The organism is Streptomyces xinghaiensis S187 (assembly GCF_000220705.2).
Classification (GTDB): domain Bacteria; phylum Actinomycetota; class Actinomycetes; order Streptomycetales; family Streptomycetaceae; genus Streptomyces; species Streptomyces xinghaiensis.
In genome coordinates this window covers 5,545,572-5,557,629 of record NZ_CP023202.1, presented here as the reverse complement: position 1 = coordinate 5,557,629, position 12,058 = coordinate 5,545,572, and the positions used below count along the sequence as shown (strand labels likewise).

Here is a 12,058-nt window from a genome sequence, read left to right as displayed (position 1 = left end):
TCGGCCCCTCCGGGGCAGGCGCCCGGGCAACCAACCAGTGTCCACCGGGCCCCGCGGCCCGCCCCCACCGGCCCTACGCGCGAGTAACTCCCCGCCTCGGCCGGACGGGCGTCCCGAGGACCGGCCCCGCGTCCCGTCGGCCGTCAACAAATGCGAAGATGTTGTCTCGGCAGGACAGGGCCCCGGCTCACGTACCGAGCGAGCCACACGGACGGGCTTGAAGAACTCAGCGGCCGAACAACAGCCGCCGCCCGGTCTCGGAAGACCGGCTCCGGCGCACCCATGCATGGAGGACGTGACGTGGCGAACGACGCCAGCACCGTTTTCGACCTAGTGATCCTCGGCGGCGGCAGCGGTGGCTACGCCGCCGCCCTGCGCGGGGCGCAGCTGGGCCTGGACGTCGCACTCATCGAGAAGGACAAGCTCGGCGGCACCTGTCTGCACCGCGGCTGCATCCCCACGAAGGCTCTGCTGCACGCCGGTGAGGTCGCCGACCAGGCCCGCGACGGCGCCTCGTTCGGTGTCCGGACCTCGTTCGACGGCATCGACATGGCGGGCGTGAACAAGTACAAGGACGGTGTGGTCTCCGGCCTGTACAAGGGCCTGCAGGGCCTGGTCGCCTCCCGCAAGGTGACGTATGTCACCGGCGAGGGCCGGCTGTCATCGCCCACCTCGGTGGACGTGGACGGGCAGCGCTACGAGGGCCGGCACGTGCTGCTGGCGACCGGCTCGGTGCCGAAGTCCCTGCCGGGCCTGGAGATCGACGGCAACCGCGTCATCTCCTCGGACCACGCGCTGAACCTGGACCGGGTGCCGAAGTCGGTGGTCGTCCTCGGCGGCGGCGTCATCGGCTGCGAGTTCGCCTCCGCGTGGAAGTCCTTCGGTACGGACGTGACCATCGTCGAGGCGCTCCCCCACCTCGTCCCCCTCGAGGACGAGAACAGCTCCAAGCTGCTGGAGCGCGCCTTCCGCAAGCGCGGCATCACCTTCTCGCTCGGCTCCCGCTTCTCGGGCGTCGAGTACACGGACGACGGCGTGAAGGTCTCCCTGGAGAACGGCAAGACGTTCGAGGCCGAGCTGCTGCTCGTCGCCGTCGGCCGCGGCCCCGTCTCGCAGGGCCTCGGCTACGAGGAGGCCGGGGTCAACATGGACCGCGGCTACGTCCTCGTCGACGAGTACATGCGGACCAACGTCCCCACGATCTCCGCCGTCGGCGACCTCGTGCCGACCCTCCAGCTGGCGCACGTCGGCTTCGCCGAGGGCATCCTCGTCGCGGAGCGGCTGGCCGGGCTGAAGACCGTGCCGATCGACTACGACGGCGTGCCGCGCGTCACCTACTCCCACCCGGAGGTCGCCTCCGTCGGCGTCACCGAGGCGAAGGCCAAGGAGATGTACGGTGCCGACAAGGTCGTCGCCCTCAAGTACAACCTCGGCGGCAACGGCAAGAGCAAGATCCTGAAGACCGCGGGCGAGATCAAGCTCGTCCAGGTGCGTGACGGCGCCGTGGTCGGCGTCCACATGGTCGGTGACCGGATGGGCGAACTGATCGGGGAAGCGCAGCTGATCTACAACTGGGAGGCGCTGCCGGCCGAGGTCGCACAGCTGGTCCACGCCCACCCCACGCAGAACGAGGCGCTCGGCGAGGCCCACCTGGCGCTGGCCGGCAAGCCGCTGCACTCCCACGACTGATCCGGGCGCGCCCACATCCGCACCATTCGATAGGAGCAACCGAAACCATGGCGGTTTCCGTAACCCTCCCGGCGCTCGGCGAGAGCGTGACCGAGGGCACCGTCACCCGATGGCTGAAGGCCGAGGGTGAACGCGTCGAGGCCGACGAGCCGCTGCTCGAGGTCTCGACCGACAAGGTCGACACCGAGATCCCGGCCCCGGCGGCCGGTGTTCTCTCCTCCATCAAGGTGGCCGAGGACGAGACCGTCGAGGTGGGCGCCGAACTGGCCGTCATCGACGACGGTTCCGGCGCCCCGGCCGAGACCGCGGCTCCGGCCGCCGAGGCCGCCCCGGCGGCCGAGGCGCAGCCCGAGCCCGAGCCCGCCCCGGCCCCGCAGGCCGAGGCCCCGCGGCAGGAGGCCGCTCCGGCGCCGTCCGGCGGAGGCGCCGAGGGCACCCCGGTCACACTGCCCGCCCTGGGCGAGTCCGTGACCGAGGGCACCGTCACCCGGTGGCTGAAGGAGGTCGGCGAGTCGGTCGAGACCGACGAGCCGCTGCTGGAGGTCTCCACGGACAAGGTCGACACCGAGATCCCGTCGCCCGCCGCCGGCACCCTGCTGGAGATCCTGGTCGGCGAGGACGAGACCGCGGAGGTCGGCGCCAAGCTGGCCGTCATCGGCGCGGCCGGACAGGCCCCGGCCGCCGCTCCCGCCCCGGCCCCCGCGCCGGCGCAGGAGGCCCCGAAGCAGGAAGCGCCGAAGCAGGAGGCGCCCGCCCCCGCTCCGGCTCCCGAGCCCGCCCCGGCTCCGGAACCGCAGGCTCCGCAGGCCCCGGCACCGCAGCGCGCCGAGGCCCCGGCTCCGGAACCCCAGCCGGCCGCTCCCGCGCCCGCCCCGGCCCCCGCGCCGGCTCCGCGGGCCGGCGCCGAGGCCGGCGGTGAGGGCGCGTACGTCACCCCGCTGGTCCGCAAGCTCGCCGCCGAGCACGGCGTGGACCTGTCCTCGGTCAAGGGCACCGGTGTCGGCGGCCGCATCCGCAAGCAGGATGTCATCGCCGCCGCCGAGGCCGCCAAGGCCGCGGCTCCGGCCGCCGCCGCGCCGGCCCCGAAGGCCGCCGCCCCGGTGCAGCCGTCGCCGCTGCGCGGCCAGACGGTGAAGATGAGCCGGATCCGCAAGGCCACGGCCAAGCACATGACCGAGTCCCTCAAGGTCTCGGCGCAGCTGACCACCGTGATCGAGGCGGACGTCACCCGCGTCATGCGGCTCCGGGCGCGGGCCAAGGAGCAGTTCCTGGCGCGCGAGGGCGTCAAGCTCTCCCCGATGCCGTTCTTCGTGAAGGCCGTCACCGAGGCGCTGAAGGTCCACCCGGCCGTCAACGCCAAGATCAACGACGACGAGACCATCACCTACCACGACACCGAGAACATCGGCATCGCGGTGGACACGGAGAAGGGCCTCTTCGTCCCGGTCATCGACAACGCGGGTGACCTGAACCTGGCCGGCATCGCCAAGAAGACCGCCGACCTGGCCAACCGCACCCGCAACGGCGGCCTCAAGCCGGACGAGCTGTCGGGCGGCACCTTCACGGTGACGAACACCGGTTCGCGCGGAGCGCTGTTCGACACCCCGATCCTCAACCAGCCGCAGGTCGCGATGCTGGCCATCGGGGCCACCGTCCGGCGTCCGGTCGTGGTGGACACCCCGGAGGGCGAGTCCATCGCCATCCGCGACATGGTCTACCTCGCGCTGACGTACGACCACCGCCTGGTGGACGGCGCCGACGCGGCCCGCTTCCTGGGGACCCTCAAGACCCGCCTGGAAGAAGGCGCGTTCGAGAGCGACCTCGGCCTGTAAGGGCTCGGGTCCCCTCGGGATTCCACGACGGCGCCCCCGTCCCGGTCCGTCCGGGCGGGGGCACCGCCGTTCCCGGGGCACGGCACCCGTCGTTCCGGCACGGCCCCCGTGACCGGTCGCGGGGAGCCCGGGCATGATGGCGCCCATGCGTGCCGCCCGGCTGATCCGCATGGTGCTGCTCCTCCAGTCCCGGCCGTCGATGACCGGGGCCGAACTGGCGCGGGAGCTGGAGGTGTCCGAACGGACCGTCGCCCGTGACGTCCTGGCGCTCTCGGAGGCGGGGGTGCCCGTCTACGCGGCGCGCGGCCGGACGGGCGGCTACCGGCTCATCGGCGGCTACCGCACCCGTCTGACCGGTCTGGCCCGCGGCGAGGCGGAGACGCTGTTCCTCTCCGGGGTGCCCTCGGCGCTCCGCGCCATGGGCCTGGCGGACACCGCCTCGGCGGCCCGGCTGAAGGTGGCCGCCGCGCTGCTGCCCGAACTGAGCGACACCCCCGCGAGCGCGGCACAGCGCTTCCATCTGGACGCACCGGGCTGGTGGCAGGAGCCGGTGACCCCGGAGCCGCTGCCGCTGATCGCGGAGGCGGTGTGGGGCGACCGGCTGCTGACGGCCCGCTACCGGCGGCGGGCGGAGACGGGCGGCACGGAGGTGCGGCGCGCCCTGGAACCGTACGGACTCGTCCTCAAGGCGGGCGTCTGGTACCTGGTGGCCCGGCCGGCCGAGGAGGGGCTCTCCCCGCCGCGGGCGGCGGTCCCGGCGCCCCGGGACTCCGGCGGGTCCGGCGGGTCCGGCCGGACGCCCGGCGCCGGACCCGGCCCCCGGTCCCACCGGGTCTACCGCGTGGAGCGCTTCGGCTCCGTCACCGTCTCGGAGCAGCGGTTCGCCCGGGACGAGGGGTTCGATCTGCCGGGCTTCTGGCAGGAACGGGCCGCGGAGTTCGCCCGTTCGATCCTGCGCGACACCGTCGTCGTACGGCTCTCCGCGGCCGGGGCCCGGAAGCTGCCCCGGGTCACCGACCGGGTGGCGGCGCGGGAGGCCCTCGCCGCGGCCGGGGAGGCCGACGGGGAGGGGTGGGTCACCGTCACCCTGCCCGTGGAGTCGCTCGACGTCGCCCACGAGCAGGTACTCGCCCTGGGCCCGGAGGCCGAACTGCTGGAGCCGCCCGAGCTGCGCGCCCGCTTCGCGGAGGCGGCGGCCCGCGCGGCCGCGCTGTACGCGCGGGACCGGCACGGCGAACGGGCCGGGCAGGACCGGCGGGACGGGCGGGACGGGCGGTAGCCCGGCATCACGGCGCCGCCGCGCCATGCGGGACGGACCGGGAGGGCCGCCCCGCTCAGCGGTACTCCGCGTCGTCCGCCTCCCGGCCGCCGGCCGTCACCTCCCTGAGGTACCGCCAGGCGTCCGGCCGGGTGCCGTCGGTGTCGGTGAAGCCGTAGACCCGGGAGAGCTGCCCGCTGGAGAGCGACTGCCCGTTCCAGCGCGCCACCTCCGGGTCGGCGGCCAGTGCGGCGACGGCCCGGCCGACGAAGACCGGGGACTCCGAGATCGCGAAACTCGGCTCCTTCGCCACACCGTCCCGCCAGTTCTCCTCCGTCACCCCGAAGTGGTCGAGCATCTGCTCGGAGCGGAGGAAGCCGGGCGTGACGGCGACCGCCGTGCAGCCGTACTCCTCCAGTTCCGTTCCGAGGCCGAGGGCCATCCGCAGGGGCGCGTACTTGGTGAGGTCGTAGTAGAGGCTCTCGCGGTAGTCCTTGTTCGTCTCGGCGGTGCCGTCGGTGATCTCCACCAGCAGCCCGCCGGGCCGGCGGATCAGCAGCGGCAGCGCGTAGTGGCTGGTGACGATGTGGCTCTCGACGCCGAGCCGCAGCATGCGCAGGCCGCGCTCCAGGCCGATCTCCCACATCTTCTTCCCGAAGTCGACGAGGTGTTCCCCGCCCCAGAGGTCGTTGACGAGGACGTCCAGCCGCCCCTGCTCGCGGTCGACGCGCTCGGTCAGCGCACGGACCTGTTCCCGCTCCAGATGGTCGGTGGGCACCGCGATGCCCGTGCCGCCCGCGGCGGTCACGAGTTCGGCGGTCTCCTCGATGGTCTCCGGGCGGTCCACCTCGCTGCGCCGCGCCCGTGTGGTGCGGCCGGTCACATAGACGGTCGCGCCCTCGGTCCCCAGTTGTACGGCGATGGCGCGTCCCGCGCCGCGGGTGGCTCCCGCGACGAGCGCCACCCGGCCCGCCAGCCTGCCCTGTCCGTTCACGTGTGCGGATTCCTCTCTCTGTCCGTACCGCTCTCTGTCCGTACCGTCCGCACGGTTCCTCCTCCGTGCGGACGGAACGACCCTGGCAGGCAATGCGGACATCTTCTGTCGTCTTTTCCCGCGCGCCTCCCCCGTGTTCCGCTCCGGACGGTCCGGGCGTTCCGGCGCGGGACGGCGTCCCCCGATTTGCGGGTCATCACCCCGGCCGGTAACGACACGGCCGCATCCGGCATGCTGCGCGTGCGCGGCGGGTGGGCAGGGCCGATGCTGGTCCCGTGATGGACGAGACGGAGTTCTGGGCGATCGTCGACAGCTCCCGCGAGGCCGCCGGCGGGGATCCGGTGGAGCAGGCGGACGCACTCGTGGAACGGCTGGTGCTGCTGGACCCCGAATCGGTGGTGGATTTCGCCCGGCACTTCGAGTCCCGGCTGACCCGGGCCCACCGCTGGGACCTGTGGGCCGCCGCCTGGCTGCTGACGGGCGACGCCGGCGAGGAGGCGTTCGAGGGTTTCCGCTGCTGGCTGATCGGCCAGGGGCGGCAGGTGTTCGAGGGCGCGCTGCACGAGCCGGACGATCTGGCGGAGCTGCTGGAGGACTTCGACGAGGAACTGGACGGTGAGGCGGAGGACCTCGGCTACGCGCCCTACGAGGCGTACGAGCAGCTCACCGCGGTCGAACTGCCGGACCTCGGGCTGCCCGAACAGCCGGCCGAACCCGAGGGCACGCCCCTCGACTTCGGCGACCGCGCGGCGCTGGCGGAGCGCTTCCCCGCCCTCACCGAGCGGTTCCCGCCCCCGCGGTGAGGCGCGGGCGCGGCCCCGGGGTCCGCCGGGCGGAGACGCCGCCGGTCCCTCAGCCGTTCTCCGGTCCCAGGGAGCGTCCCATCAGGACGTCGTCGGCGAACATCCCGTCCAGCAGGAACTCGCCCGGCAGGACGCCCTCCACGGCGAAGCCCGCCGACTCGTACAGCCGCCGGGCCGGTGTGTTGTGGCCCAGCACCCGCAGGGTGATCCGGACCGCGCCCTGCCGCCGCGCCTCGTCGCAGGCGGCGTCGAGGAGCGCGCGGGCGACGCCCCGGCCGCGGGCCCAGGTGTCGACCGCGAGGCCCTGGATCTGCCGGACGTGGTCGTTGGACGGCAGCCGGGTCGGCGGCACCAGCCGGATGTAGCCGGCGATCCGCGCCTGGATCTCGGCGACGAGGAGCTCCTCCGGCGGATGGGCCGCGTCGAAGAAGGGGGCACCCGGAGCGGGAGGTTCCGGCTGTACGGAGTGCAGCCGCGACCAGACGCGGCGGTCGAGGTCGCCGAGCGCGGCCCCGTCGACGGGCACGGCGGGGCGGACGGTCACCGGCTGAACCGGACGTATGAGCGGTTCGGGCATGGACGCCACTGTGCCACCGCCCCCCAATACCCGTCACCTCCCGTACGCCGGGGGCAGGATGGCCTCATGCGTATCGCGATCACCGGCTCGTCCGGTCTCATCGGTTCGGCACTGCTCCGCTCCCTGCGCGCCGAGGGAGGGCACGAGACCGTACGGCTGGTGCGCCGGCCGCCCCGGGCGCCGGACGAGGCACGGTGGGACCCGGAGGGCGGCTCCGCGGACGCCGGCGCGCTCCGCGGCTGCGACGCCGTCGTGCACCTCGCCGGCGCGGGAGTCGCCGACCACCGGTGGACGGCGGGCTACAAGAGGACGATCCGGGACAGCCGGGTGCTCGGCACCACCACGATCGCCCGGGCCCTGGCCTCGCTGGACGCCCCGCCGCCCGTCCTCGTCTGCGGCAGCGCCATCGGCTACTACGGCGACACGGGCGACCGCGAGACCGACGAGAGCGCGCCGCCCGGCGAGGGCTTCCTGGCCGGGGTCTGCCAGGAGTGGGAGGCCGCCGCGGCGCCCGCCGAGGAGGCCGGCGTCCGGACGGTCTTCGCCCGGACCGGGCTGGTGGTGGCGCGCGAGGGCGGCGCCTGGGGGCGGCTGTTCCCGCTCTTCCGGGCCGGGCTCGGCGGGCGGCTCGGCAACGGCCGGCAGTACTGGAGCTTCATCGCCCTGGAGGACCACATCTCCGCCCTGCGGCATCTCATCGCCACCGCGTCGCTCTCCGGCCCGGTCAACCTCACCGCGCCCGTGCCGGTCACCAACCGGGAGGTGACGGCCGCGATGGGCCGGGTGCTGCGGCGGCCGACCCTCGCCACCGCGCCCGCGCCCGCGCTGCGGCTGGCGCTCGGGGGGTTCGCCGAGGACGTGCTGAGCAGCCAGCGGGTCGTGCCGCGCCGGCTGCTCGACTCCGGCTTCGCCTTCGCCCACCCGACCGTGGAGAGCGCGATCCGGGCCGCGCTGCGCTGACCGGTGCGGGCGCGCACGCCCGTACGGTCCGCGCGGCGGCGTACGGCCCCCGGCCCCCGCCTACACCCACACCCACACCGGCACCGGCACCGGCACCGGCACCGGGGGAGCGCAACCGCAAAGGCCGGGACGCGGCTGTGCGCGGGTCCGTCCGCCCACCGGCGCTCTGCCCTCAACGCCCGTGCGCCCGTGCCCGGTTGGTGCGCGACTGTGCGGGCCGGTAATCGTTCCTAGGCTCGGGGGGAAGGGGATGCCGGGTATTGCGGTCGCCCGTTGAGGGCATGAGGTCTCCAGCGACCGCAGGTGGCCCGGTGAGGGGACACAGCCGACCTCGGGGAGGGCACGTGCTCAGCACCGCACAGGAGAGCACCGCACAGCAGAGCAGCACGCGGAACCGCAGCGGACGGGGCTCCGCGGACCGGACGGACGTCGTCGTGGTCGGCGCCGGGCTGGCGGGCCTCACGGCCGCCGCCCGGCTCAGCCGCGCGGGCCTGGAGGTGACGGTCCTGGAGGCGTCGCCCCGGATCGGCGGCCGGATGGCCACCGAGGAGGCCGACGGCTTCCGGCTCGACCGCCCGGGGCGGCTCCTCGACCCGTCCCTGCCGGCGCTGGCGTCCGCCCCCGAGCTGGCGGACCTCGTCCTGCGCCCCCTCTCCCCCGGCCTGCTGGTGCACAGCGGGGGCCGCGTCCACCGGTACGCCGAACCCCGGAGCGCGCGGGGCACCCGGGCCGCGGCCCGCGCCCTGGCCGGTGCCGCACGCGCCCCGCGCACCCTCCGTGCGCCCCGCGCGCCACGGGCCGCCCGCGCGAACGCCCTTGACCAGGCCCGGCTCGCCGGTTATCTCAGCCGACTGGCCGGAACCCCGGCCGAGCGGCTGCTGGCCCGGCCGGAGCTGCCCGCCGCCGCGTTCCCCGGCAGCCGGGGCCTGCCGCCCCGCACCATCGACGGCTATCTGCGGCCCCTGCTCACCGCACTCCTCAACGACCCGGAGCTGACCACCTCCGGCCGCTGCGCCGATCTCGCGCTGCGCGGCTACGCCCGGGGCCGGCTCAGCCTCGTCGAGGGCGGTACGGCCGCGCTGACCGGCCTCCTCGCCGCCGCCCTCCCGCCGGGCACCGTACGGACCGGGGTCCGGGCCGTGTCCGCCGCCACCAGCTCCGTCATCACCGACACGCAGGGCGAGATCGGCTGCCGCGCCGTCGTCGTGGCCACCGGCGCCCGCGCCGCCGCCGGGCTGCTGCCCGGTCTGCGGCTGCCCGGGTTCCACCCGGTGACCGTGCTGCACCACGCCGCGCCCGAGCCGCCGTCGCAGGAGCCGGTGCCCCTCCTCGACGCCGACCGGACCGGGCCCGTGGCGCACACCCTCGTGGTCAGCGCGGCGGACCCCCGGCGCAGCCCCTGCGGCCGCGCGCTCATCACCTCCACGGTCCTCGGCCCGGCCGCCGGGGAGCCGCCCGCGCTCCTCGACAAGAGCGCCCGCGCCCAGCTCGGGGAGCTCTACGGCACCCCGGCGGAGGACTGGGAGCTGGTCGCCGTCCGGCACGACCCGGAAGCCGTGCCCGCGATGCCCGCGCCGCACGACCACCAGCGGCCGGTGCGGCTGCTGCACGGGCTGTACGTGTGCGGCGACCACCGCGACACGAGCACCGCCCAGGGCGCGTACGGCTCGGGGTGCCGGGCCGCCGCGGCGGTGCTGCGCGACTTCGGCCTCCGCCCGGGCTCCGCCGCCGAGCCGGTGGCCTCCGCGGCGTAGCACCGCCGGCGGCCGGCCCGGGCGGAAGGCCCGGACAGCGCCCGCGCGAACGCCTCCCGCGCGGGCGTCTTCCGTGGGGACGCCCCGTGCGGGCGCACGGTCCGCACGGGAGCCGCGCACCCCCACCGCCCGGGGGCCCGGTCAGAGCGCGGCGACGCGCTCCCGGTAGCCGCGCACCGCCGCGGCGTCCTTGAAGGGCTCCAGCCGGCGCTCGAACTCGCGGACGTACTCCGTGGCGCGCACCGACCGCATCTCGGCCGCCTGCCGCGCGGACTCCGCCCCCAGCGCGCACGCCTGGTCCAGATCGCCCAGGCCCAGCCGGGCCGAGGCGAGCACCACCCGGCAGAACAGCCGGCTCCGGGCATAGCCGGAGTCGCGCAGTTGCAGCGACCGCTCGGCGTGCTGCGCGGCGGCCCGGTACTGGCCGAGGTCGCGGTGGCAGTGCCCGAACTCGTCGGCGAGCTGGGCCTCGTCGAAGAAGCGCGCCCAGTACGGCACCTCGTCGCCCGGGCGCGCCGACTCCAGGGCGCGCTCCGCCCGCGTCAGCGCCCCCGTGCAGGCCCGGACGTCGCCCAGCAGCCCGTGCGCCCGGGCCTCGGCCGCGTGCAGCAGCGACTGCACCACGGGGGGCGCGCCGCAGCCCGCTCCCTGCTGCGCGACCCGGGCGAGCTGGGCGGCTTCCCGGCCGTGGCCCAGGTAGACGGCCTGCCGGCTCATGGTGACCAGGACATAGCTGCCGTAGACGCGGTCGTCGGCGGCCTGCGAGAGCCGGAGGGCCTGGACGAAGTACCGCTGGGCGAGGCCGTGCGCCGCGATGTCGTACGAGGTCCAGCCCGCGAGCCGGGTCAGATCGGCCACGGCGCCGAAGAGCTGCCGGCCGGTGCTCTCGCCGTAGGAGCCGCGCAGCATCGGCTCGGCCTCGTGTTCGAGGTAGCGGACCAGGGCCTGCCGGGCGTGGCCGCCGCCGTACGCGTGGTCGAGTGAGCGGAACAGCTCGCCCACCGAGCGCAGGGCCGCGATGTCGCCGGCGGTCACCTTGGTGCCCGGGCCCGGGTCGGGCCGTTCCCGCCCGCGGAGCGGCGGCGTCCGGCCGGGCGCGGCGGTACCGGTGCGGCCGTCGCTCCCGGGGCTGCCGGCGACGCCGGGTGCCGCGGTGCCGGTGCCCGAGCGGAGGGCGGCGCGGGGCCCCGGGACGGTGCCGGGGCGGAGCCGCGCCGGACCGGGCGCCGGGGCGGCGGACGGGCCGGTACGGGGGCCGGGCACGGCGGCGGGGCCCTCTCCCTCCCCGGAGCCCCGGGACTCCCCCGGCCCGGGCTGCCGTCCGGGGCGGGCGACCCTCTCGTCCGTCCGGCCGATCAGCCAGTCCCGGCTCGGGACCACCAGGCCGGCCGGGGTGAAGGCGATCTTCCGCAGCTCGGCGTGGCTGCCGGAGTCCTTCCGCCACAGCCCGCTGACGATATCCACCGCCTCGGCGGGCGTCTCCGCGAACTCCAGGCCGGCGTAGACCGGTGCGCAGGCGTCCAGCCCGAGATCCTGCGCGGTGAGCCGGCGTCCCAGCCGGCGGGTGAAGACCTCCGCGATCAGCGCGGGGGTCGTGCCGCGCGGCTGCTGGCCGCGGAGCCAGCGGGTCACCGACGTCTTGTCGTAGCGCAGGTCGAGGCCGTGCTCCAGGCCGAGCTGGTCGACCCGGCGGGCCAGCCCCGCGTTGGAGAAGCCGGCCTCGGCGATGAGAGCCGCCAGGCGGCGGTTGGGGATGCGCTGGGGGATGGTCCCGTCACGCAGCCCGGGGGAGGGTCGATCCGTCATCGGTTGTGCGGTCTCCTGCCTTCCGGACCCGTGGGGGGAGCGGGGCGCGACAGGCTCCAGTGCTGTGGTGCTGCGGCCGGCAGCCCGCGCTCGCCCGATCGCCCTCCTTGGACCGGCGCGAATTTAGCGAGAGACGCGGCGATTTCGGCCGTCTCGTCGCCTTGTTCATCCGATCGTGTGAGCGGAACCGGTATTCCGGTGCGAAACCACCCAGTGGCCCGCTAAGGCCGGTCCGTCCCGTCCGTCCCTTCGTGCCGGATCGGGCCGCTTCCGGAAGCCCGGCCCGGGCGCTCCCGGCCTCCCGGAATCCGGGCTCCGGCGGCCGGGCGCGGCGCGGGCCCGCCCCGGTCGTACAGTGGCTGAGGGCGCCATCCGTGCCGTATCG

Annotated in this window: 9 protein-coding genes; 6 read left to right on the top strand and 3 right to left on the bottom strand. The window is 75.4% G+C overall.

Translation table 11 applies throughout. The features are described 5' to 3' along the window. Positions 1 to 300: 300 nt before the first annotated feature. The 3 genes from lpdA (at position 301) to SXIN_RS23690 (ending at position 4,800) form a co-directional block, all read left to right on the top strand. Positions 301 to 1,689, top strand: coding sequence for a dihydrolipoyl dehydrogenase (lpdA, locus tag SXIN_RS23700; RefSeq protein ID WP_019709396.1), 1,389 nt, complete (start codon positions 301 to 303; stop codon positions 1,687 to 1,689). A 47-nt stretch (positions 1,690 to 1,736) separates the two neighbouring features. Beyond that, positions 1,737 to 3,521 carry a 2-oxoglutarate dehydrogenase, E2 component, dihydrolipoamide succinyltransferase gene (gene sucB / locus SXIN_RS23695; RefSeq protein ID WP_095757498.1) on the top strand — a complete coding sequence of 595 codons (1,785 nt, stop codon included), beginning with the start codon at positions 1,737 to 1,739 and terminating at the stop codon, positions 3,519 to 3,521. A gap of 145 nt (positions 3,522 to 3,666) precedes the next feature. Further along, positions 3,667 to 4,800, top strand: coding sequence for a helix-turn-helix transcriptional regulator (locus SXIN_RS23690; protein WP_095758168.1), 1,134 nt, complete (start codon positions 3,667 to 3,669; stop codon positions 4,798 to 4,800). 55 nt (positions 4,801 to 4,855) lie between these two features. Here SXIN_RS23690 and SXIN_RS23685 read toward each other — a convergent pair whose 3' ends face one another. Beyond that, entirely contained in the window at positions 4,856 to 5,773 is a 918-nt protein-coding gene (locus SXIN_RS23685; RefSeq protein ID WP_019709394.1) for an SDR family oxidoreductase, read from the bottom strand. Between the two features lie 278 nt (positions 5,774 to 6,051). Here SXIN_RS23685 and SXIN_RS23680 point away from each other — a divergent pair, with 278 nt between their 5' ends. Continuing rightward, on the top strand, positions 6,052 to 6,576 hold the full coding sequence (locus SXIN_RS23680) for a DUF4240 domain-containing protein (protein WP_019709393.1): 525 nt from the start codon (positions 6,052 to 6,054) through the stop codon (positions 6,574 to 6,576). Positions 6,577 to 6,625: 49 nt separating this feature from the next. On the opposite strand, the gene SXIN_RS23675 is transcribed toward SXIN_RS23680, so the two are convergent. Continuing rightward, a complete protein-coding gene (locus tag SXIN_RS23675; RefSeq protein ID WP_019709392.1) occupies positions 6,626 to 7,153 on the bottom strand; it encodes a GNAT family N-acetyltransferase in 528 nt (175 codons plus the stop codon). A gap of 66 nt (positions 7,154 to 7,219) precedes the next feature. Here SXIN_RS23675 and SXIN_RS23670 point away from each other — a divergent pair, with 66 nt between their 5' ends. Further along, positions 7,220 to 8,113 (top strand): TIGR01777 family oxidoreductase, encoded by an 894-nt coding sequence (locus SXIN_RS23670; RefSeq protein ID WP_095757496.1) that lies wholly within the window; start codon positions 7,220 to 7,222, stop codon positions 8,111 to 8,113. 344 nt (positions 8,114 to 8,457) lie between these two features. After that, positions 8,458 to 9,867, top strand: coding sequence for an FAD-dependent oxidoreductase (locus SXIN_RS23665; protein ID WP_238153846.1), 1,410 nt, complete (start codon positions 8,458 to 8,460; stop codon positions 9,865 to 9,867). Positions 9,868 to 10,008: 141 nt separating this feature from the next. Here the strand turns inward: SXIN_RS23665 and SXIN_RS23660 are convergent, their stop codons facing one another. Continuing rightward, complete coding sequence (locus SXIN_RS23660) at positions 10,009 to 11,673, bottom strand: NsdA family TPR-like regulatory protein (RefSeq protein ID WP_095757494.1); 1,665 nt, start codon at positions 11,671 to 11,673, stop codon at positions 10,009 to 10,011. Positions 11,674 to 12,058: the final 385 nt, after the last annotated feature.